This window comes from Mycoplana sp. MJR14 (assembly GCF_029210525.1).
Lineage (GTDB): Bacteria > Pseudomonadota > Alphaproteobacteria > Rhizobiales > Rhizobiaceae > Mycoplana.
The window spans coordinates 803,322-823,320 of record NZ_JARGEO010000001.1 but is presented as its reverse complement, the minus strand read 5'-3'; the positions used below and the strand labels follow the sequence as shown (position 1 = coordinate 823,320).

Genomic DNA, 19,999 nt, shown 5'->3' with positions numbered 1-19,999 from the left:
GCGCCCGGGCTACGCGCGGCCGCCTATGACGGCCATGGCGTCACTCGGCGAATGCGGTCTCGTAGGCATCCGGCTTGAAGCCGGCCAGCAGCTTTCCGTCGAGGTCGAGGATCGGCCGCTTGATCATCGACGGCTGCGCGAGCATCAGGGCCGTGGCCTTCGCTGCGTCGAGGTCGGCCTTGTCGGCCTCCGGCAGGGCGCGGAAGGTGGTGCCGGCACGGTTCAGCACCGTCTCCCAGCCGAGCGCATCGATCCAGCGACGGAGCGAGCCTGCATCGATTCCCTCCGCCTTGTAGTCATGGAAGCGGTAGGGAATGTCGCGGCTGTCCAGCCAGGCCCGGGCCTTCTTCATCGTGTCGCAGTTCTTGATGCCGTAGATCGTCACGGGCATGACGCTCGTCCTTTCGATTGCTTTGACCGGCATGCCGGCGCCGGTCAGAGGCTCAGAAATTTCTCGACGACGGTGTCGACCTCGGCCGTCTTCAACCCGGCGATGTTGATGCGGGCGGAGCCGGGCATGTAGATCCCGTGGTCATGGCGAAGCCGCAGCACGTCGGCCTCCGCGAGCGGCAGCAGCGAGAACATGCCTTCCTGCTCCGCCATCGCCGTCAGCACCTGCCATCGGCGCGCGAGGCCCGCCGCCAGCTTCTCCCTGATCGAGGCGACGCGGCGCCGCATCGTCTCAAGTTCGGTCATCCAGTCCGCCTTCAGCGCCTCGTCGCCGAGAATCGTGCTGACGATCGCAGCACCGTGATCCGGCGGCATCGAATAGTTGGCGCGGGCGAGGCTGACGAAATTGGTCCGGACCGTCTCGGCCGCCTCCTTCGAGGCGGCCACGCCATAGACCGCCCCGGTGCGCTCGCGGTAGAGCCCGAAGTTCTTGGAGCAGGAGACGGCCACGAGCGCCTCGGGGACGGCGGCGAGCACGCCACGGAGCCCCGCCGCATCCGCGTCCAGTCCCTTGCCGAATCCCTGGTAGGCGCTGTCGATCAGCGGAATCAGCCCGCGCTCGGCCATCAGCGCCGACAGCGCGGCCCACTGCTCCGGCGACAGGACGCCGCCGCTCGGATTGTGGCAGCTCGCATGCAGCAGCACCGCATCGCCCGCTTCTGCCGCCTTCAATGCCTCCGTCATCTGCTCGAACAGGATCGCCTGCGACGGCACGTCGAAATAGGGGTGCGTCGCGACTTCCAGCCCGGCCGCCTTGAAGATTGCCGGATGGTTCGGCCAGGTCGGAAGGCCGAGCCAGATGCGCTTGACGCCCATGCGCGCCAGAAGGTCGGCAGCCAGCCTGACGGCACCGGAGCCGCCCGGCGTCTGGATGCCGGCGACCGGCCGCTCCCGCGCTGCGGGGCCGGCGGTCAGCTCCCACAGGCGCTCGACGAAGACGGGGTCGCCCTCCGGGCCGACATAGGCCTTGGTCGCCTGGTTCTGCAGCAGCCGCTGCTCGGCCGCCTTCACCGCCCGGAAGATCGGCGTGGCGCCGTCTTCGTCGCGATAGACGCCGACGCCGAGGTCGACTTTGCCCGCCCGCGCGTCCGCACGGTAGAGGCCGATCAGGGCGAGCAGCGGATCGTCGGGCTGGCGTGTGAGCTTGTCGAACATGGCGGTCCTCCTCCTAGGCGTTGCGCTGGGTTTAGGCGAAAACGCGCGCGAATTCGAGCCCTGGTGCAGGCCGCCAGCGAATGTGTGACCAGAAACATTGCTGTGGGTTGGCACAAACATTCTTTCGCGCAGCCAAAGATTGATGGAAATCGTTTATGCAACTGTATTGTGTGAGTAAGGATTATGTGTTTTGATCCGCCTCGAAGGGGAAATCCGATCGGCTGCCGACAGGGCTCACGCGTTGTGAGAACGCATGCTCATGCCCGCAGGACCGATCGCATGAGCCGGCGCGGTACACGGCCCGCCGGGAGGGGCAGGATGCGGTATCGAGCAGGTATCATCTCTTTGTTGTTTCTGTTGACGGGCTGCGGGACCGGGCCGAGCACGAAGGACGTCGCAGCCTTCGGGGCCGCAACGGCAAATGCCGTGTCGGTCATTGGTGAAACCGCCAGCTTGGAACAGGATCTGGCCGTTGCCTATGCCACGGAGGTCAATGCCTGCCGTTACCTTCAGGGCCGGCCCTACGTCGTCGGGTCTCTCCGCATCGTCCCTCCTGTGCCACGCTTGGCGGAGCAGAAAAAGTTCCTCGCAGCACTGACCCGGTATGCGACAGCCCTTTCCAAGGCGACCGACCCCGCCGCAGTGGCCGAGCTTGAGGCTGCGGCCGGCAAGCTCACCGAGAGCGCATCGAGCCTCATCGCTGCTGCCACTCCAGCAAATGCTGTGGCCGCACCCGTGGTCAAGGCTGCGGTCAAAGGCTTGGTCTTCCTGTCCGAACAACAGCGCATGCAGAAAATCCGCACGATCATTGCCGATACTGATCCGTGGCTCTTCGACGCGATGTTCATCCTTCTGGAAAACGACGAGAACGATCGGGACCTGCTGGACCGGCGTCTTCGGGAATGGGAAGGGGCGGCGCGATGCACCATGCGTCAGGTCCAGCCCGCACGCGCCGGAGCCTACCAGCAGTTCATGGCGTCTGACAAAGCGAAGCGAGAATACCTGGAACGCGAACGTGCCGCCAATAGGCGTGTCCTTGCGGTAGGAACGCTTGCGGAAACGCACCGGCAGCTCGCGAGGGGCCAGATCGATCTCGCGGCGGCCACGGCCCAGATCAACAGTCTTCTGGATATTGTCGGCAGCCTCGAGGCGATCCGCACAGAGGAGGAGACCCAGTGACGACCAACGGCAACGCAGCAGAAGCGGTACGGGATGCAATCATGAAATTGGTCCTTGTCTATGATGGTGCCACCGGCAAGGAACGGCGGGCCCGCATCAAGGCCGTGCTGAAAAAGCTGAAAGCTGAATACGATGCTTTGAGGCATCGACAACCGGCCACCACCTACGTTGAAATCACAGGTGGAATTTCCAAGGCGGCCGATCGCCTTGAGGAAATTCGAAATGAGAGGGAGTCGCTGAAGAACAGCTTTGTCAGCGCCGCCGAGATCCTAGCGGTGGTCACGAGGGTGCTTGGCCTTCTTCAGGGCTAGGAGTGGAACCAACCTTTCCGTGAGACGGTTGCAGGGCGGGGGCGGGTCCCCTATCTTCCCTGCGCACAGTCGTGCGAGGGAAGGGTCCTTGAGAAAGCTGAACGAGAAGGTGAGCGCCGCCGCTCTGTCTGCGATCCGCAATCGGCGCGGGCACAGGCCGTTCTCCGCCAATCGTGACGGCGGCGACACCGTCATCGCGTCCTACAACGTCCACAAGTGCGTCGGCGTCGACCGCAGGTTCGACCCGGAGCGCGTGGCCGAGGTGATCTCCGAGATCGACGCCGATGTGATTGCGATCCAGGAGGCCGACAAGCGCTTCGGCGATCGCTCCGGCCTGCTGGACCTGGCCTCGCTCGAGCGCGACTGCGGGCTGGTGCCGGTGCCGATCACGACGCTCTCTTCCGGCAGCCACGGCTGGCACGGCAACATGCTGATGATCCGCAAGGGCACCGTGCAGAACGTGCGCCAGCTGAAGCTGCCGGGCGTGGAGCCGCGCGGCGCTCTCGTCGTCAATTTCGAGTTTCCGACCGGCCGGCTGCGGGTCGTCGCCGCCCATTTCGGCCTTCTCAAGCGATCGCGGGAACTGCAGGCGAAGGCGGTTCTGGCCTCCGTGGCCCAGGAGGAGGAGATGCCGACGGTGCTGATCGGCGACCTCAACGAATGGCGGGTCGGCCGCAAGTCCTCGCTGTCGCCGCTCTCGCCGGTCTTCGATCCGGCCTCCGGTGCGGTGCCGAGCTTCCCCTCGCGGTTTCCGGTGCTGGCCCTCGACAGGGTGCTCGGCCACCCGCACGACCTCGTGGCCGCGGTCGCGGTGCACGACAGCCCGCTGGCCCGCATCGCCTCCGACCATCTGCCGATCAAGGCGCACATCGATCTGCAAGCGATCTGGGAGCGATCCTACGGCAGCGATGCTCAGGTGAGGATGACGGCCGTTTCGTCGTAGGCCGCGGCGGGCTCTAGAGATAGGGCGAACCGAGCCAGGTGATCCGCTCGACCAGCCTGCGCGAGAAGGGGCGGGCGCGCAGCGCCTGCAGGTCCACAGGCTCGGACGACTTCAGCGTGCGGCCGATCTTTTCCTCGATCTGCGCTGCGAAGAAGGTGTCGAACACCTCGATGTCGATCTCGAAATTCAGCCGCAGCGACCGCGGGTCGAGGTTCGACGAGCCGATATAGGACCAGACGCCATCGACGACCGTGAGCTTGGAGTGGTTGAAGGTTCCGCCGGCCCGCCAGATCCTGCAGCCGGCCTTCAGCAGCTGGTCGAACTGCGCCGTCATCGCAAGATCGACGAGCTTGAGGTTGTTGGTACCGGGCACCACGATGTCGATGTGCACGCCGCGGCGTGCCGCCGTCGCCAGCGCGCTGATCAGGTCGCGCTCGGGCAGGAAATAGGGCGACATCATGCGGATGTGGTTCTTGGCGATCGAAATCGCCCCCATCAGCATGCGCTGGTTGGCCTCCAGGTTGCGGTCCGGCCCGGAGGCGACCGCGCGCGCCAGCAGGGCGGCGTTCGGCGCGGCCGCCGGCGCCTCCAGCTGCCAGGCCTCGCCGTCGAGCGCGGCCCCGCCGGAGAACCGCCAGTCCTCGTAGGCGACGTGGAAGATGTCGCCGACGATCGGTCCCGTCACGCGGAAATGCGTATCCTTGGCGACGCCCTCGCCGGAGAACTCGGTGGTGAAGGCGGCGCGGATGTTCAGGCCGCCGGTGAAGGCGATGCTGCCGTCGACGACGAGGATCTTGCGGTGGGTGCGCAGGTTGGCATAGGGCAGCCGCAGGCCCATGACGATGTTGCCGTTGAAGACGCGCGCGGAGACGCCGCCCTGGCGCAGCGTCTGCATGATGCTGGGCGTCGAATAGCGCGCCCCGACGGCGTCGATCAGCACATGCACCTCGACGCCGCGGGCGACCGCCGCCGAAAGCGCCTCGGCAAAGCGCATGCCCATGCCGTCGCGATCGAAGATGTAGGTTTCCAGCAGGATGCTGCGCCTGGCCCCCCTGATCGCCTCCAGCATGGCGGCATAGGCGGTATCGCCCGTCTCCAGCATCAGGATCGTGTTGCCGGAGGTCATCGGGAACCGGGAGACGGTGTCGCCGAGGTGCTTCATCGCCGTCAGCGCGCCGCCGTAGCGGCTGTGCACGATCTCGTCGGAGACGTCGTGGTGGACGGTATGGTGCCGCCCCTTCTTGGCGATGGGGCCGGCGCGCTGCAGCGTCAGCGTCTTCCGGCGGATGCGGTTGATGCCGACGACATAGTAGAGCACCGCGCCGATGACCGGCGAAAGCAGGATGACGCCGACCCAGCCGATCGCCGCCCGCACCTCGTCCTTGGTCATTGCGGCATGGATCGCCGCCGGCGTGCCGAGCAGTATCGAAAGCACGATGAGGACATGTGGCCAGTAGGCGGAGAAGGTCTGCAGCATGCCGCTTCCGTCGAGCACCCCTTGATCGTTGGACGGGATTTCCGTTCACCTTAGCGCATATCCCGCAAGACGAGTATGGGCTTTCCGAACGGATTGCACGCAGATTCAAGGCTTTATATCGGCGCGGATCTGTCGTGCCTCAGCGCCGGAAGCAGCCTCAGTCCTCCAGCGTGCCGGGCGCGCGGTCGAGCCGGATCCGGTCCTTGCAGACGATCTTCATCAGGTCGTCGCCGCGGCGGACGAACCGGTCGGAGGTCCGGGTGGCGACCAGCCCGCTCCGTTCGGCGCGCATCTCGAAGAGGCCGTCGTCCAGCCCCGGACGGGTGATGATCGTCGCGAGCATCTCGCCGGCCTCGACGGCGTCGCCGATGTCCTTGTGGAACAGCACCGTTCCCGGTTCCAGCGCCCGCACCATGTCGATGTTGTCGAGCGGAACCGCGGGCCCCGTGAAGGCCGGCGCGTGTGGTTCGGAGGCGCGCACCACGCCACGCGCGGCCAGGAAGCGGAACAGGCCGTCTGCATCCGCCTTCGCGGTGTCCGGGTGGACGTCGCGCCGCCCCCGCAGCTCCACCGTGACGGCGAGCCTGCCCGGCACCTTGGCGAGCTTGCCCGCGCCGCGGTGCTTGAAGGCATGGCCGACCGCCTCCTCGAACGCCGTGCTCTCGCCGTCGGAGAGGAAGACCGCCGCCATCGACAGGGACGAAGCGAGATCCGCGGCCTCCGGCCAGAAGGCCTCGTCGATATAGGCGTACTGGATGGATTCGTCGTCGCAATGCAGGTCCAGCACCAGCTCGGCGCCGAGCGCCAGGTGCAGCAGCCTCCGCTTCAGTCGCTTCACCGCCGTTTCCCGGTCGAGGTCCGCCAGCAGCGCGTCGCGCTCGGCGAGCGTGACCAGCGGAAAGTCCCGGTTGAAATTCGTACGGGAGGCGAGATCGAAGCGACCCTGCATCTCGCCGAAATGCGCCTGCGCCGCCCCGATCGGGTTGGCCTGCGGAACGATCGTCACGTCGCCGGCAAGCGCGCCCTCGGCCTCCGCCTTGCGGAGCCTGTCGCACAGGAAATGAAGCACCGCCGTGCCCGGAAGTTCGTTCGCATGCAGCGCCGCCTGCAGGTAGACCCTGGGCGCCGTCTTCGTGTCGCCGCGAAAATGCAGCACGGGCAGGCGCCATTCGACGCCGGGCGTATCCCCGGCAATGGTGATTTCCGATTGCTCCATGTCGTCTCCTCGCCTTTTCTCCGCTGACCGCGGTTTATGCGGACTGCGCGTGATAGGCGCAAGCCCGCAATTGCGGCAGGGTCGGCGGAAAACGGGTTGAAATTCGCCCCGCGAACCCCGATTCTGTCCCGGACGGAGGGCGAACGGGAGCTGCGCCATGGCGGATACGACCGGCTATCTGATCTTCGAGACCGAAGGCGGCTTCTGCGGCATCGCCTGGAACGGGGCCGGCGTGGCGCGTTTCCAGCTTCCGGGCGGGGATGCGGCGACCACCCGCCGCCTGCTGCTGCGCCGCATGCCCGATGCGGTGCCGCGCGAGCCGCCCGATTTCGTCGTGGCGGCGGTCGAGGCCGTGCGGCGTTATTTTGCCGGCGAGCCGGCGGATTTCTCCGCCGTGCCGCTCGATCTTTCCGGACAGGACGATTTCTTCAGGGCGGTCTATGACGCGGCCCGCAAGGTGCCATGGGGCCGGACCACCACCTATGGCGCGCTTGCCCGCGAGCTCGGCGCCGGGCCGGAGGCGGCCCGCGACGTCGGCCAGGCCATGGCGAAGAACCCCGTGGCCCTGATCATCCCGTGCCATCGGGTGCTGGCCGCCGGCGGCAAGGTCGGCGGCTTCTCCGCCCCGGGCGGCACGACATCCAAGCTGCGGATGCTGGCGCTGGAGGGCATCTCCTTCGAGCCGCCGCCGCCCACCCAGCAATCCTTCGGCTTCTAGCCGGCCCAGGGCGTTACCAACGGTCGGGCATTGACGCTCTCCCTACTAGTTGGTAGGGAAAGGCATGAACACGCCATCGACCAAGGCCGACGACATTCTGCGTTGCGCGCGCGCCCTCATCGTCAGGGGCGGCTACAACAGCTTCAGCTATGCCGACATCTCCGGCGTGGTCGGCATTCGCAACGCGAGCATCCACCACCATTTCCCCAGCAAGGCGGACCTGGTCCGAAGGCTTGTGGCGCAGTACCGGCAGGAGGCGGAAGCCGGGCTCGCCGAACTGGAACGGAACGTCGCCGATCCGCTGGAGCAATTGCGCGCCTATGTCGGCTATTGGGAGGGGTGCATCGCCGACGCGAGCCACCCGTTCTGTGTCTGCGCCATGCTCGCCGGCGAGATCCCGGTTCTTCCCGAAGCCGTCGCCGTCGAAGTCCGCGCCCATTTTCGAAGGCTCTCGGCCTGGCTCGCCTCCGTCCTGGAGCGGGGCGTCGCAGAGGGTCGCCTCACCCTGACCGGATCTGCCGGCGACAACGCCGAGATCTTCATGGCCACGGTGCATGGTGCGATGCTCTCGGCGCGCGCCTATGGCGAGCCCGGGATGTTCGGCGCGATAACCCGCCCCCTTCTGCAGCGTCTCGCGGCCTGAATGTGAGCGCGTCAGGGAGGGCAACCACGACCATCAAGCCTACCGATTAGTAGATAGACAACAGCAGCCCCGGATTGGTCGGCCGCGGCCTGCCGGCTCGAACAACCCCAGATGAGAAAGGCACCCTCGCATGTTCGGAATTTCTCCGCTTGGCTGGATCCATACCCTCGGCAGCCTGCCGGCCATCCCCGTCGCCTTCTACATGTTTGCCCGCCACGGCCGGATCGTCCCGCGCTCAACGCTCGGCGTCGTCTATCTCGTTTCCATGCTCGTCGGCGCCAGCACTGTCTTTCTCGTGACACATCAGCCGGTCGGCTACGGCCTCGGCGCCGTGACGATTCTGCTCCTGCTTGCCGGCTATGGGATCGAACCCATTCTTGGACAGGCGCGCCCGGCCCGATACATCGAAACCGTCTGTCTGAGCCTGACCGCGTTTCTGCTGATGCTGCCGACCGTCACCGAGATCCTGCGCCGTGTTCCGGACGGCCACCCTTTCGTCACCGACCTCAGCTCGCCGCTGCTTCTCGGTGCCCAGGGGACGCTGCTGGCCATCCTCGTGGTCGGCCTGACCGCCCAGATTGTCTCCCTGGCACGGCGGGGCAAGAAAGAAGCGACCGGCAACCTAAGGGGCCTGCCCTGACCAACGCCGAGTTTACCGCCCTTGGAGGCTTGCCGAGATAATGGATGTGCGCACCGGCCTGTTGAGCAACTGCTTTCTTCGACAGGAACGCGTTTCTTGTCCCCGGTCGCGCCGATCACCCCGTTCGACCTTTCGGGGACCTCTGCATGAGACCTGGTCCCCGCTCGCGGGCGAACGAGGACCAGCGGCAGGCGAAGCGGCTCAGGCAGGTGCCTTGGCCAGGCTGCGCAGCGCCGGCAGCAGCTCTTCGGGATCGGGGCGCACCGTGTAGTCGGGGTTCACCTCGGCATAGGCGATCACGCCATCCTGACCGATCAGGAAACGGGCCGGCATGGGCAGCGTCCAGCTTGCATCACCGTTGACGACAGAAAGGTCGTTCTTGAACGCGTCTCTGTAGAGGTCTTGCAAGTAGTCCGGCAGGGTGAAGCGCAGGCCGAAGCTGTCGGCGACGTCGTTGTGCGTGTCCGAGAGGATTGGGAAGCTCAGCTTGTTCTCGCGCATAGAACGGCGGCTGTTCGGGGCCGTCTGCGGCGAGATCGCCACGAGATTGGCGCCGAGCCCCTGGAAGGTGGGGAGTACCGCCTGCAATGCCTGTAGATCCATGTTGCAGTAGGGGCACCATACGCCGCGATAGAAGGTCACGATCAGCGGCCCCTTGGCGAGAAGCTCGTCCGACGAGACAGCGTGGCCTTCTGGATCGTTCAGGACGAACGACGGGGCGGACTCTCCGGCCTTCCTGGCGCCGGCGGCGGCGCCCGAGGCGATGAGTTCGTCGGTCGCGCGATGCATCGGCTCATGTATCCAGTTCGGGGCGTTGTAGGGAGGCCCGCCGGCCTCAAAGTTCGCTTTAAATTCTGCGAGTTTTTCACGAAGGCCCATTGTTGATCTCCTTGTCAGGGCGCTGTTCGGCCTGCCTCGGTGGCGCGCCGGAACGAGAGACTGTCTCCCGTCAGAGCCAGACTTAGACATGTTGGTTTCCTGCCAGAAGTGATGCTAAAAGCATAGTATTCATGCGCATCAGGAATGAATGGAGGATGAAATGGATCTCTACCAGGCCATGGCGACATTCGTGCGGGTGGTAGAAACCGGCTCCTTCTCCGCCGCCGCCAGACATCTCGGCGTCGGTCAGCCATCGGTCTCCAAGACAATCGCCCAGCTCGAGGACTGGCTCAAGGTCGCCCTGCTCATCCGCTCGACACGGCGATTGACCCCAACCGAGGCCGGCCACCGCTTCTATGAGCGGGCGTGTGCGGCCATCGAGGAGGCGGACGAGGCAGTCCTGGCAGCGCGTGGAGCGGGTGCCGGACTGGCAGGGCGCCTGCGCATATCGGCGGCGACCACTTTCGCACGGCTCCACATCGTACCGCTGCTGCCCGAGTTTCTTGCTCAGCATCCCGCCCTGGAGATCGATGTCGTTCTCGACGACCGGGTTATCGACCATGTCGCTGAGGGGATTGATCTCTCGTTCCGTATGGGACCGATGCCCGACTCGTCCGCCGTCGCACGTAAGATCGCGCGCGGGCATCTTTGCGTCGTTGCTACACCGGCCTATTTCGATCGAATGGGCCGCCCGCAACATCCTGCCGATCTCGCTGCGCACGAAATGATCGTCTACACGCAACTGCCGACCACCTGGTCGTTCGAGCGCGGTGGCGCTCAGACGTCGATCGTGGCCACCGGGCGACTGAGAATGAGCGCGGCCGAAGGGGCCCGCGAAGCGGTACTCGCGCACATGGGTCCGACAATCGGTTCGACCTGGATGTTCTCACCCGAATTGGCGAGCGGCGCGGTTGAGCAAGTCTTGGCCGAGTGGTCTATTAGGGACGTCGACGTCTGGGCCGTGTTTCCCGTAGGCCGCATGCCGACCGCCAAGGCGCGCCAGTTCGCCGCCTTCATCGAGGCGGCTCTGGGTCGAAGTCGTTGAAGGATACCAGATCGCGGCCGCATTCGTCATCCAGGCGACAGGAGCGGTCTTCGCCTATCGGAGGCCCGCACGCGGCCCAGTACGGTCAATGGGCCTGCCGTAAAGATGTAAGTTCAACGCTATAGCGTTCCAGGCTCTGCTCCCCCGTCACTCCCACTCGATCGTGCCGGGCGGCTTGCTCGTCACATCGTAGACGACGCGGTTGATGCCGCGCACCTCGTTGATGATGCGGGTCGCCGTGCGGCCGAGGAAATTCATGTCGTAGGGATAGAAGTCCGCCGTCATGCCGTCGACCGAGGTGACGGCGCGTAGCGCGCAGACGAAGTCATAGGTGCGGTAGTCGCCCATCACGCCGACCGTCTGCACCGGAAGAAGGACGGCGAACGCCTGCCAGATCGTGTCGTAGAGGCCGGCCTTGCGGATCTCGTCGAGATAGATCGCATCCGCCTTGCGCAGGATGTCGAGCTTCTCGCGGGTCACTGCACCGGGGCAGCGGATGGCGAGGCCCGGGCCCGGGAAGGGGTGGCGGCCGATGAAGCTCTCGGGCAGGCCGAGCTCGCGGCCGAGCGCGCGGACCTCGTCCTTGAAGAGCTCGCGCAGGGGCTCCACGAGCTTCATGTTCATCCGCTCGGGCAGGCCGCCGACATTGTGGTGGCTCTTGATCGTCACCGACGGGCCGCCGGAGAAGGAGACGCTCTCGATGACGTCCGGATAGAGCGTGCCTTGCGCCAAAAACTTCGGCGCACCCTTGCCGTCGGCGGCGATCTTGCCGGCTTCGGCCTCGAACACCTCGATGAACAGACGGCCGATCGTCTTGCGCTTGACCTCCGGGTCGGTGACGCCGGCAAGTTCGGTGAGGAACAGGTCGGAGGCGTCCACGTGCACGAGCGGGATGTTGTAGTGGTCGCGGAACATGCCGACCACCTGCTCGCTCTCGCCCTGGCGCATCAGGCCGTGGTCGACGTAGATGCAGGTCAGCTGGTCGCCGATCGCCTCGTGGATCAGGACGGCTGCGACGGAGCTGTCGACGCCGCCGGACAGGCCACAGATGACGCGCTCGCTGCCGACCTGCTCGCGGATCTTGCGGATCATCTCGGCGCGGTAGGCGGCCATCGTCCAGTCGGACTTCAGCCCGACGATCTTGTGCACGAAGTTGGAGAGCAGCTTGGCGCCGTCCGGGGTGTGGATCACTTCCGGATGGAACATCGTCGTGTAGTAGCGCCGGCCCTCGTGGACCGCGATCGCGTAGGGCGCGTTCTCGGAGGTGGCGACGACCTCGAAGCCTTCGGGGAGCTGCGTGACGCGGTCGCCGTGGCTCATCCAGACAGGGTAGCGTTCACCGACGGCCCAGAAGCCCTCGAACAGCGGGCTGGTCTTCTTGATCTCCACGTCGGCGCGGCCGAACTCCGCCGCATGGCCGCCCTCGACGACGCCGCCGAGCTGCGTCGCCAGCGTCTGCTGGCCATAGCAGATGCCGAGGATCGGAATGCCGGCATCGAACACCGCCTGCGGGGCGCGGGGACTGCCTTCCGTCGTGACCGAAGCCGGTCCGCCGGAGAAGATCACGCCCTTCGGCTGCAGCTTCTCGAAGGCCGCGGCGGCGTTCTGGAAGGGATGGATTTCGCAGTAGACGCCGGATTCGCGGATGCGCCGGGCGATCAGCTGCGTCACCTGGCTGCCGAAATCGATGATGAGGATGCTGTCTGGATGAGCTGTCTGGGTCATGGCGAGCCTTTAATGAAATTTGCTGCCCTGCGCAACGGGTCACGCGGCAAAATCCGGGGCTTGCGGCTGCAGCTCAGAGTGCGACCGTGCCCTCGGCCACCGCCTTTTCCAGCTGTGCTATCGCGTCAGCCAGCTTTTCGTCGATGACATGCAGATACTCGGTCCAGTCGCCGACATGCTTGAGCTCGGCCTTGCCGTCGGAAATGCCGCGCAGGCCCACGAGCGGGACGCCGAACGCCTGGCAGGCGCGCAGGATCGCGAACGTCTCCATCTCCACCATGTCGGCGTCGATGCCGTCATAGGCGGCGCCGGAGACGATGTTCGCCCCGGTCGAGAGCCGGGCCGTGGCGATCCCCGGCACCGTGATCGGCAGGGGCACGACGACGGGCAGGTCGAGAAACGGCGTGGCGCCCTTCGCAAAGCCCAGCGGCGAGGCGTCCATGTCGCGGTAGGAGACGGAGGATGCCTGGTAGACGGCCGTCTGCTCCAGGCTCGCCGATCCGGCCGAGCCGAGCGAGACGACGAGGTCCGGCAGGCTGCCCTGCGCCTCCAGACGGGTGAGCGCCCGCGTCACCTGCACCGCCGCCTCGACGGGGCCGACGCCCGTCATCAAGGGCGAGATCCGCGCGCGCAGGTGCGCGCCGTACTCGGCGTCCACCGCCATCACGTAGAGCAGCCGCTTGCCGCCCACCGGCTTGAGTTCGTAAGTCATCGGCTCGCTGCTCATCCGGCGACGTCCTCGCGGCCGCGCACCACCATCATCGTTCCCGTCATCGAGGCGATCAGCTTTGCCGGGCCGTCGCCGACTGCGTAGGCGCGGCCGTCGGCGACGATGATGTTAGAGCCCGGCTTCGTCACCTCGCCGCGAAAGAGAAAGCGCTCGCCGCGGCCGGGCGACATCAGGTTGACCTTGAATTCGATCGTCAGCAGCGAAGCGGCCGGATCGATGATCGTATAGGCGGCATAGGTGCAGGCGGTGTCGAGCGCGGCCGATATGACGCCGGCATGCAGGAAACCGTGCTGCTGGGTCAGCTTCTCGTCGAAGGGCAGCTCGATCTCCACCGTGCCGTGTTCGATCCGGGTCAGCTCGGCGCCGATCAGTCGCATGGCCGCCTGCCGCTGGAAGCTTGATGTGATGCGTTCGCGGAAATCCGCAGGCGGTCGGTCGGTCATGTCTCGTTCGGTTCTGCTGGGCTGGGCGACAGGACCGAGACCCTCGCATGCGCGCGCTCATGCTGCAAGGCATCAATTGAGCGCGACGATCGCGGCGTTCAGGACCGAGGCGAACGACGTCCAGGCGAGGTAGGGCAGAAACAGGATCGCCGACATCCTGTCGCTTCGCCATGAAAAGGCGATGAAGAGCAGGATCGCCACGATGAGGCCGAAGATGACGATCATCGCCAGGGCCGGTTCATGCAGGCCGAAGAACAGCGGCGACCAGGCGAAGTTCAAGAGCAGCGCCGCCCACCAGAGCCGCATCGCGGCGCTCCCGCGATGGTCGATGAAAATCCGGGCGCCGGCGATGGCGATCATCACGTAGAGCGCCGTCCAGACCGGGGCGAAGATCCAGTTCGGCGGCGTGAAGCCCGGCTTGGAAAGCGACAGAAACCAGTCGTCCGGACGGTTCAGGACGCCGATCAGGAGACCGCCGCCGACGACGAGGACGAGGAAGCAGAGGTGGGTTGCGGTTTTGCGCATTGCCGTCTTGCTGTTCATCGCCCTCCACCTAGGGCGGAAAGCTGCCGCGTCCACCCGCGCCGGCGAGCATTGTCTGGCTCGTCTCGCCGCCCTACATCCTTGTCATGGTAGCTGGAATCGAGATCAGAAAGGGCCGGACCGCCGATGTGTTCGCGATCGGCCGGGTGCTCGTCGAAACCTGGAGGGCCACCTTCCGGGGCCTGCTGGACGACGGCTTTCTCGACCGGATGTCGCCGGCCGAGCAGGCGCTGCGCCACATGGAGCGGCGCAATTCTCTGGGCGTCGGCCACTTCGTCGCGATCGACCGCAACACCGGCGCACTCGTCGGCTTCGCCAATTTCGGGCCGGCACGCTACGCAACCCCCACGCCGGTCGGCGAGATCTATGCGCTCTACGTCCTTCCCGCCTATCAGGGGCGCGGCATCGGCGAGGCGCTGGTCCGCGCGGTCGCCCGCTGGATGGTCGAGGGCGGTACGGTGACGCTGCTTGCCTGGGTGTTGTCCACCAATCCCAACCGCGCCTTCTACGAGCGTCTCGGCGCCACGCCGGTCGAAACCGGCATGGTCGGCATCGGTGGACACCGCTATGAGCAGGTCGCCTATGCCTGGCGCGACCTGCACCTGCTGATCGCCCGCGACGCGGGCGCGGTCTGAGCCTCCATGTCAACGCAGGCTGGTGTCAGAGCCTTCCAAGACGGATGATGTGCTGGTCCCAGGCGACGTCGGCGGTGCTGCGCTCAAACCGCCCGTCATAGGAGGAGACGGCGAAACCCTGCGGCGAGGGCGCGATCCCCGCCGCGTCGCTCACGCGCGTCTCGCCGGTCACCCGGCCGGTTGCGGCGTCGATCGTGACGGCATACCCGCCCTTGGGCGAGGTCAGCCCGACGAGCCCCTGCCCGCGATTGACGGCGATGGCGCCGACATAGTTCGCAAGCCGCAGCGTCGTCTGCTCCGGCAGGTCCAGGAAGCGGATGTCCTCGCCCTTTGCGAAGTGGCCGGCGAGCGGCGGCAGGTCGTTGCGCGGCCCCTCGTACTGGCAGGCGAACCACACCCGGCCCCTGGCGTCGATGTCGACGTGGCGGGTGGAAAGCTGCCGCAGCGCCGGCGGAAGCGCATGTCGCTCGATCAGCGTGCCCGTGGCGGCGTCGACCAGCGCCAGCGATGGCTCCATATGGTCGAGGTTCAGCTTGGTGCGGCCGAAATCGGGATGGGTCTCGATGCCGCCGTTGGCGATCACCAGCATGCCGCCGTCGTCCGACACGGTCATGTCGTGCGTGCCGATCCCGTGGGTGTCGAATTCGCCGATGCGCCGGTAGCCGTCGGTCGCGTCGTAGAGGCCGATGACGCCGCGATTGGCCTCGAAGTCGTTCTCGCTCGCATAAAGCAGCCGCCCGTCCGGGGAGAAGCTGCCATGCCCGAAGAAGTGCCGGTCCTCGCCGGCATGGATGATGACGGGCTCCTGCCTGTGGCGCGTGTCGAAGACCAGTGCGAAGGTGCCGGGCCTGCGGGCGAAGGCGACGGCACGGCCGCTGGCGGCGCTGTAGGCCATGCCATGGCTTCTGGCCGGCAGCGCCACCCGCTCGATGATCGTCCCGTCCTCGGCGAGGATCGCCATCCCGAAGCGCCCGTCGTGCGCCTTGAAGCCGGAGGCAAAGACGGCCTCCGCCCGCTCCAGCGCATGCAGGGAAGCCGGCGCCAGCGTCGCCGCCCAGGCGGCACCCGCCATCCGCATGAAGCTGCGGCGGTCGAGAAGCGGCGTCCTCATCGCTGATCCCTTTCCCTTAGTCCCGGCCGCGCCGGCCGATCAGTCGCCGTCGGCAAAGGAGAACCCGGCGCCAAGCCCGATTGCCCCGCCATACTGGTCGCTGAGCCGCAGCACCAGGTCGCGCGCGTTGATGATGAGAAAGTCCATCTTGTGCCGTTCCGAGGGATCGCCGACGGCTTTCTCGATATCCGGATCGACGTTCGCCACGACGCGCTCGAGCGAGGCGATGACGAATTCGACCGAGCCGGCGATCGAGGCCTCGGCCGGGTCCAGCAGGTCCTCCATCCCCGACGTCCGAAACAGCGTCCGCAGGCCGTCGAGATTGCCCTTGATCGAGTTCCAGGTGTTGCCCGAGCGCCAGTAGATGGCCGACTTCGGCCGCGCCGGGACGTCCTCGCCCTTGTAGAAGGCCTCGATCCGCTGGTCGCGCACCGTCTCGGCGCCGTGGACGAGAATGCCGAGCAGGGCGGTGATCGCCTCCTTGCCGTCGCGGAAGGCGGGGTTGTCGGGACCCGGATGCTTCCAGTCGCGCTGCACGCCGTCCGGCTTCTCCCAGTCGGCGCTCAGCGATGCCGCGGTCGCGGCGATGTTCTTCGCCACCGCCGCACCGTAGCGGCAGCGGAAACTGTCCTTCTGGCCGTCGAGGGTTTCGGCGCCGGTCCCGAACAGCACGTATTCCAGCGCGCCCAGCCCCTGCACGGCGACGCTCTTGCCGGGCAGCGCCGCGGCGGTGGCGTCCTTCTCGTCCTGCTTGACCAACAACGCCTGCACCTGCTTCAAGCCGGTGCTCTTGCGGTCGGGATAGAACAGGATGCGTTCGAAGCGGTTCTCCTGCAGCACCGGCCCGTCACGCACGATCTCGATGAAGGACCATTTGGCCACCGTGTCGTTGAGGGCGGCATGGGCGGTCGCCCGCGTGTATGGGGAGGGCGCGGCGCAATAGGCCGAGACCGCATCCGCAAGCCGCGTCGCAGACGCGTGCATGTCACGGTAACCCGGCCGGATCACGTCGTCGACGGCGCGGGTCATGACCGCCGAGATCGCCTCCTCCGTGAGGACCACGGGCGGCAGCGGATTGGAATCCTGTGCCGATCCCGGCAGGGCCCCGATCGTCATCGCGGGAAGGAGCGCCAGGCCGAAAAGGGCGGAGCGAAGTCTGGAACGCAACAGGCAAGGCATCATAGGGACTCCAGGAAAGTCAGAAGCGCGTCACGGTCGGCCGCTTCCAGATCGGCAAATCGGTCCCGGGCGGCCTGCGCCTCGCCGCCGTGCCAGAGGATGGCTTCGGTCAGGTTGCGCGCGCGCCCGTCATGCAGAAAGAAGGTGTGGCCGCTGACGGTCTTCGTCAGTCCGATACCCCATAGCGGCGGCGTGCGCCACTCCTGCCCGTCCGCGAGCCCCACCTGCTGCCCGTCCGCCAGGTCCTCGCCCATGTCGTGCAGCAGGAAATCCGAATAGGGCCAGATCAGCTGGAACGACTGCGCCTTGTCGCGGGCGTCGCGGCGGGTGACGAACTTCGGCGTGTGGCAGGCGGTGCAGCCGGTCTCGTAGAACAGCTTCTTGCCGGCAAGCGTCTCCCGGGCGCTGGTACTGCGTCTGGCCGGAACGGCGAGATTTTCGGCATAGAAGGTGACGAGGTCCAGCACCGGATCGGGCGCCTCCGTGTCGCCGAGGCGCTTCTGCACCCCGTCCGGCATGTCGAGACAGGCCCTCTGCGCGGTCGTGCAATCGCCCTGGCTTGCCGGCGCAAGCGGATTGGAGATCCCGATGTCGTTGGCAAAGGCCTCCGCCGTCTGCCGGCGCACGCTGGCGTTCTGCGCCTTCCAGCCGAAGCGGCCGAGTTCCAGCCGCCCGGTGGCGGGGTCGCGGACCAGCGCCGCCTTGCCGCTGGTGCCGTCGCCGTCCGCGTCGTCCGGATCGGCCAGCGCCATGATGTCGGCCTCGTGGATCGCCTCGACCAGTCCGAGCCCGATCATCGGCGGGGTCATCCGCGGCGAGATCGTCGTCGTCGCATCCATCGGCCCGAAGGCGAGCGCGCCGACGCTGTAGTGCGGCCGGCGCAGCAGGACGGTCTCGCCGCCCTTCAGCCGCACCGGCTCCTCCGACCAGTCGACCTGCATCCGGCCCTCGGCGGCAAGGCCGGGGACGGCGAAATCCTGCAGCTGGCCGCCATAGACGGGATCGGGAAAGTTCGCCACCGCCAGCGTCTCGAGCCTTTGCCGTTCCGCGTCATTGGCGGGCGGGCGGGCGAGCCGCAGGAAGGTGGTGCTGGTGTCGTCGCCGGGCTGCGGCGGATGCCCGCGCCCGTCCTTCAGGTGGCAGTTCTGGCAGGCGCGCGCGTTGAACAGCGGTCCGAGCCCGTCGGAAGCCTGCGTGGAGGAGGGGGAGGAGACCCAAACCTTGCGAAAGAGTGCATTGCCGAGCTTGAAGCCCTCCTCCTGCTGGAAGGTCAGGTTCTCGGAGAAGTGCGAGAAGCTGTCGTTGACGGCGGCCGTCGAGGTCGCCGCACCGCCGGACATCGCCTCGTATGGCTCCGCCTTGGAGAAGTCCGTGGTGGGGCGGGTCACCGCCGCGACCCTCGCCCTGTCCCTGTCGGAAAGATCGGTGCGGCCTTCGCCGCCCGGCAGGGGTTCGGTTCCGGCAGCGCCGGCGCCAAGCAACAGCAGCACACCTCCGAGAGCGGACAGCAGGCTTGAGGAAGGCGCTCGCTTCATGTCGGGACCGGGCCGCGTTCGAGGGAACGCGGCCCGCCTTTGCATTCTTACTGGAAGACCGCGTTGGGATTGTCTAGGCTGTCGGACCCTTCGAGCTCGATCTGGCCGAGGTCCAGCGCCGAGATGACGCGCTCGATGGACTTGGTCTGGGCGACCAGGCCTTCGACCGCCGCCTGCACCACCGCATTGCCCTCGGTGTTGCCCTCGCCGATCATCTGGTCGTAGGCCTCGACCGTCTCGCCGCGCTTCACCATCGCCTGCATGGCGGCGATGGTGGCGTCGAGCTTGCCCTTCACTTCCGTGTCGAGCGCCGCATCCTTGGCGGCGACCAGTTCCGAAAGCGACGCGCCGGTCATCTTCGTGCCGTCGGGGCGGACATACTCGCCGGTATAGGCGCTCTGGATGCCCAGCGCGTCGTAATAGTGCGAGTTGTACGTATTGTCGGAGAAGCAATCATGTTCTTCTTCCGGATCGTGCAGCAGCAGGCCGAGCTTCATGCGCTCGCCGGCGAGTTCGCCGTAGGAGAGCGAGCCCATGCCGGTCAGGATCGTCGAGATGCCGGCCTTCGGATCGGCGCTCACGGTCTTGGCGGCGCCGCCGTCGGGCGCCCACTGCGCGACCATCTCTTCCAGGTCGGAGACGAGCAGGTCGGTCGCGGCCTTCAGGTAGGCGACGCGGCGGTCGCAATTGCCGCCCGTGCAATTCTTGGTGTCGAAGTCCGTCGCCGGGCGGTTGCCGGCGCCCTTGCCGGTGCCGTTCAGGTCCTGGCCCCACAGCAGGAATTCGATCGCGTGGTAGCCCGTCGCCACGTTCGCCTCGACGCCGCCGGCCTCCTGCAGCGTGCCCGCCAGGAATTCCGGGGTGATGTCGGTCGCGTCGATGTCCTTGCCGTCGATCTTGATCTTCGGGTTGGCGATGACGTTGGCGACGAACAGCGCGTTCTCGTCGCTCTCGGTGCCGTAGCCGGCGTCGACATAGTCGATCAGGCCTTCGTCCAGCGGCCAGGCGTTGACCTTTCCTTCCCATTCGTCGACCGCGGCATTGCCGAAGCGGTAGACTTCCGTCTGCTGGTAGGGCACGCGCGCCTTGATCCAGGCTGCGCGGGCCGCCTTCAGCGTGTCGTCGGTCGGATTGGCGATCAGCGCATCGACGGCGGTCGCAAGTTCCTTGGCTGTCGCAAGCGAGTCCGAATACTTGGCATAGGCGACATCGACATAGTGCTTGACGACGGCGGCCTCGTCGGTGGCGGCGAGCGCCGGCTGGACGGCAAGCGCGCAGGTGGCGGTCGAAAGCGCCAGCACGGCCGCGCGAAGGAAGGAGGTCTTCATGTTGTCTCCTGGGGTCCCACTAGAGTTCATCACCTTCCCGGCGCCCCTCTCCCCTTGGGCGATGATGGCCGGGACCTCGCCCGGAGCCGGGCGACGGAAATTTTCAGGCGCGCT

21 protein-coding genes are annotated in these 19,999 nt (G+C 66.6%); 8 read left to right on the top strand and 13 right to left on the bottom strand.

The genetic code is table 11. The features are described from left to right. Positions 1 to 40: 40 nt before the first annotated feature. Both P0086_RS04055 and P0086_RS04050 read right to left on the bottom strand, forming a co-directional pair. Positions 41 to 391, bottom strand: a complete 351-nt coding sequence (locus tag P0086_RS04055; protein WP_275782659.1) for an ArsC family reductase — start codon at positions 389 to 391, stop codon at positions 41 to 43. 44 nt (positions 392 to 435) lie between these two features. Next, on the bottom strand, positions 436 to 1,605 hold the full coding sequence (locus P0086_RS04050) for an amino acid aminotransferase (protein ID WP_275782657.1): 1,170 nt from the start codon (positions 1,603 to 1,605) through the stop codon (positions 436 to 438). A gap of 318 nt (positions 1,606 to 1,923) precedes the next feature. Here P0086_RS04050 and P0086_RS04045 point away from each other — a divergent pair, with 318 nt between their 5' ends. From P0086_RS04045 to P0086_RS04035, 3 genes are all read left to right on the top strand, one after another. Continuing rightward, a complete protein-coding gene (locus P0086_RS04045) occupies positions 1,924 to 2,784 on the top strand; it encodes a hypothetical protein (protein ID WP_275782655.1) in 861 nt (286 codons plus the stop codon). Then, on the top strand, positions 2,781 to 3,095 hold the full coding sequence (locus P0086_RS04040) for a hypothetical protein (RefSeq protein ID WP_275782652.1): 315 nt from the start codon (positions 2,781 to 2,783) through the stop codon (positions 3,093 to 3,095). Before P0086_RS04045 ends, P0086_RS04040 begins: the two co-directional genes overlap by 4 nt. An 88-nt stretch (positions 3,096 to 3,183) precedes the next feature. Further along, the gene (locus tag P0086_RS04035) at positions 3,184 to 4,038 is read left to right on the top strand and encodes an endonuclease/exonuclease/phosphatase family protein (protein ID WP_275782650.1); all 855 of its coding nucleotides are present in this window, start codon (positions 3,184 to 3,186) and stop codon (positions 4,036 to 4,038) included. 13 nt (positions 4,039 to 4,051) lie between these two features. Here P0086_RS04035 and P0086_RS04030 read toward each other — a convergent pair whose 3' ends face one another. Continuing rightward, positions 4,052 to 5,515 (bottom strand): phospholipase D-like domain-containing protein, encoded by a 1,464-nt coding sequence (locus P0086_RS04030; protein ID WP_275782647.1) that lies wholly within the window; start codon positions 5,513 to 5,515, stop codon positions 4,052 to 4,054. A 157-nt stretch (positions 5,516 to 5,672) separates the two neighbouring features. Then, the gene (locus P0086_RS04025; protein WP_275782644.1) at positions 5,673 to 6,731 is read right to left on the bottom strand and encodes a succinylglutamate desuccinylase/aspartoacylase family protein; all 1,059 of its coding nucleotides are present in this window, start codon (positions 6,729 to 6,731) and stop codon (positions 5,673 to 5,675) included. A gap of 157 nt (positions 6,732 to 6,888) precedes the next feature. On the opposite strand from P0086_RS04025, the gene P0086_RS04020 reads away from it, so the two are divergent. The 3 genes from P0086_RS04020 (at position 6,889) to P0086_RS04010 (ending at position 8,732) form a co-directional block, all read left to right on the top strand. Further along, positions 6,889 to 7,449: a methylated-DNA--[protein]-cysteine S-methyltransferase gene (locus P0086_RS04020; protein WP_275782642.1), complete on the top strand. Its 561-nt coding sequence runs from the start codon at positions 6,889 to 6,891 to the stop codon at positions 7,447 to 7,449. A 64-nt stretch (positions 7,450 to 7,513) separates the two neighbouring features. After that, positions 7,514 to 8,092: a TetR/AcrR family transcriptional regulator gene (locus tag P0086_RS04015; RefSeq protein ID WP_275782640.1), complete on the top strand. Its 579-nt coding sequence runs from the start codon at positions 7,514 to 7,516 to the stop codon at positions 8,090 to 8,092. Between the two features lie 130 nt (positions 8,093 to 8,222). Further along, the gene (locus P0086_RS04010; protein WP_275782637.1) at positions 8,223 to 8,732 is read left to right on the top strand and encodes a hypothetical protein; all 510 of its coding nucleotides are present in this window, start codon (positions 8,223 to 8,225) and stop codon (positions 8,730 to 8,732) included. 201 nt (positions 8,733 to 8,933) lie between these two features. On the opposite strand, the gene P0086_RS04005 is transcribed toward P0086_RS04010, so the two are convergent. After that, positions 8,934 to 9,611, bottom strand: a complete 678-nt coding sequence (locus P0086_RS04005) for a peroxiredoxin-like family protein (RefSeq protein ID WP_112609035.1) — start codon at positions 9,609 to 9,611, stop codon at positions 8,934 to 8,936. Between the two features lie 160 nt (positions 9,612 to 9,771). Between P0086_RS04005 and P0086_RS04000 the strand changes: the two genes are divergently transcribed. Continuing rightward, on the top strand, positions 9,772 to 10,656 hold the full coding sequence (locus tag P0086_RS04000) for a LysR family transcriptional regulator (RefSeq protein WP_112609037.1): 885 nt from the start codon (positions 9,772 to 9,774) through the stop codon (positions 10,654 to 10,656). A gap of 147 nt (positions 10,657 to 10,803) precedes the next feature. Here P0086_RS04000 and guaA read toward each other — a convergent pair whose 3' ends face one another. From guaA to P0086_RS03980, 4 genes are all read right to left on the bottom strand, one after another. After that, positions 10,804 to 12,381 carry a glutamine-hydrolyzing GMP synthase gene (gene guaA / locus P0086_RS03995; protein ID WP_275782631.1) on the bottom strand — a complete coding sequence of 526 codons (1,578 nt, stop codon included), beginning with the start codon at positions 12,379 to 12,381 and terminating at the stop codon, positions 10,804 to 10,806. 73 nt (positions 12,382 to 12,454) lie between these two features. Beyond that, positions 12,455 to 13,093 carry a 5'-methylthioadenosine/S-adenosylhomocysteine nucleosidase gene (locus P0086_RS03990; protein WP_148178311.1) on the bottom strand — a complete coding sequence of 213 codons (639 nt, stop codon included), beginning with the start codon at positions 13,091 to 13,093 and terminating at the stop codon, positions 12,455 to 12,457. A gap of 11 nt (positions 13,094 to 13,104) precedes the next feature. Next, on the bottom strand, positions 13,105 to 13,554 hold the full coding sequence (locus P0086_RS03985; protein ID WP_275782629.1) for a PaaI family thioesterase: 450 nt from the start codon (positions 13,552 to 13,554) through the stop codon (positions 13,105 to 13,107). 72 nt (positions 13,555 to 13,626) lie between these two features. Continuing rightward, the gene (locus P0086_RS03980; RefSeq protein WP_275782626.1) at positions 13,627 to 14,079 is read right to left on the bottom strand and encodes a TspO/MBR family protein; all 453 of its coding nucleotides are present in this window, start codon (positions 14,077 to 14,079) and stop codon (positions 13,627 to 13,629) included. Between the two features lie 104 nt (positions 14,080 to 14,183). Here P0086_RS03980 and P0086_RS03975 point away from each other — a divergent pair, with 104 nt between their 5' ends. Continuing rightward, entirely contained in the window at positions 14,184 to 14,732 is a 549-nt protein-coding gene (locus P0086_RS03975; protein ID WP_112609041.1) for a GNAT family N-acetyltransferase, read from the top strand. A 25-nt stretch (positions 14,733 to 14,757) separates the two neighbouring features. On the opposite strand, the gene P0086_RS03970 is transcribed toward P0086_RS03975, so the two are convergent. The 4 genes from P0086_RS03970 to P0086_RS03955 are packed head-to-tail and all read right to left on the bottom strand — an operon-like array spanning position 14,758 to position 19,885. Further along, positions 14,758 to 15,843: a DUF1513 domain-containing protein gene (locus P0086_RS03970; protein WP_275782621.1), complete on the bottom strand. Its 1,086-nt coding sequence runs from the start codon at positions 15,841 to 15,843 to the stop codon at positions 14,758 to 14,760. Between the two features lie 39 nt (positions 15,844 to 15,882). Then, complete coding sequence (locus P0086_RS03965; RefSeq protein ID WP_275782618.1) at positions 15,883 to 17,010, bottom strand: imelysin family protein; 1,128 nt, start codon at positions 17,008 to 17,010, stop codon at positions 15,883 to 15,885. 11 nt (positions 17,011 to 17,021) lie between these two features. After that, positions 17,022 to 18,602 (bottom strand): di-heme oxidoredictase family protein, encoded by a 1,581-nt coding sequence (locus P0086_RS03960; RefSeq protein WP_275782616.1) that lies wholly within the window; start codon positions 18,600 to 18,602, stop codon positions 17,022 to 17,024. Positions 18,603 to 18,604: 2 nt separating this feature from the next. Next, on the bottom strand, positions 18,605 to 19,885 hold the full coding sequence (locus P0086_RS03955; protein ID WP_275782613.1) for an imelysin family protein: 1,281 nt from the start codon (positions 19,883 to 19,885) through the stop codon (positions 18,605 to 18,607). Positions 19,886 to 19,999: the final 114 nt, after the last annotated feature.

Coding starts and splice junctions, on each gene's coding strand:
- P0086_RS04030 (WP_275782647.1), bottom strand. CDS start 5,515: ATGCTGCAGACCTTCTCCGCCTACTGGCCACATGTCCTCATCGTGCTT.
- P0086_RS03985 (WP_275782629.1), bottom strand. CDS start 13,554: ATGACCGACCGACCGCCTGCGGATTTCCGCGAACGCATCACATCAAGC.
- P0086_RS04050 (WP_275782657.1), bottom strand. CDS start 1,605: ATGTTCGACAAGCTCACACGCCAGCCCGACGATCCGCTGCTCGCCCTG.
- P0086_RS03990 (WP_148178311.1), bottom strand. CDS start 13,093: ATGACTTACGAACTCAAGCCGGTGGGCGGCAAGCGGCTGCTCTACGTG.
- P0086_RS04005 (WP_112609035.1), bottom strand. CDS start 9,611: ATGGGCCTTCGTGAAAAACTCGCAGAATTTAAAGCGAACTTTGAGGCC.
- P0086_RS03980 (WP_275782626.1), bottom strand. CDS start 14,079: ATGCGCAAAACCGCAACCCACCTCTGCTTCCTCGTCCTCGTCGTCGGC.
- P0086_RS04055 (WP_275782659.1), bottom strand. CDS start 391: ATGCCCGTGACGATCTACGGCATCAAGAACTGCGACACGATGAAGAAG.
- P0086_RS04010 (WP_275782637.1), top strand. CDS start 8,223: ATGTTCGGAATTTCTCCGCTTGGCTGGATCCATACCCTCGGCAGCCTG.
- P0086_RS04015 (WP_275782640.1), top strand. CDS start 7,514: ATGAACACGCCATCGACCAAGGCCGACGACATTCTGCGTTGCGCGCGC.
- P0086_RS03960 (WP_275782616.1), bottom strand. CDS start 18,602: ATGCAAAGGCGGGCCGCGTTCCCTCGAACGCGGCCCGGTCCCGACATG.
- P0086_RS04025 (WP_275782644.1), bottom strand. CDS start 6,731: ATGGAGCAATCGGAAATCACCATTGCCGGGGATACGCCCGGCGTCGAA.
- P0086_RS04045 (WP_275782655.1), top strand. CDS start 1,924: ATGCGGTATCGAGCAGGTATCATCTCTTTGTTGTTTCTGTTGACGGGC.
- P0086_RS04020 (WP_275782642.1), top strand. CDS start 6,889: ATGGCGGATACGACCGGCTATCTGATCTTCGAGACCGAAGGCGGCTTC.
- P0086_RS03970 (WP_275782621.1), bottom strand. CDS start 15,843: ATGAGGACGCCGCTTCTCGACCGCCGCAGCTTCATGCGGATGGCGGGT.
- P0086_RS04000 (WP_112609037.1), top strand. CDS start 9,772: ATGGATCTCTACCAGGCCATGGCGACATTCGTGCGGGTGGTAGAAACC.
- P0086_RS03975 (WP_112609041.1), top strand. CDS start 14,184: ATGGTAGCTGGAATCGAGATCAGAAAGGGCCGGACCGCCGATGTGTTC.
- P0086_RS03955 (WP_275782613.1), bottom strand. CDS start 19,885: ATGAAGACCTCCTTCCTTCGCGCGGCCGTGCTGGCGCTTTCGACCGCC.
- guaA (WP_275782631.1), bottom strand. CDS start 12,381: ATGACCCAGACAGCTCATCCAGACAGCATCCTCATCATCGATTTCGGC.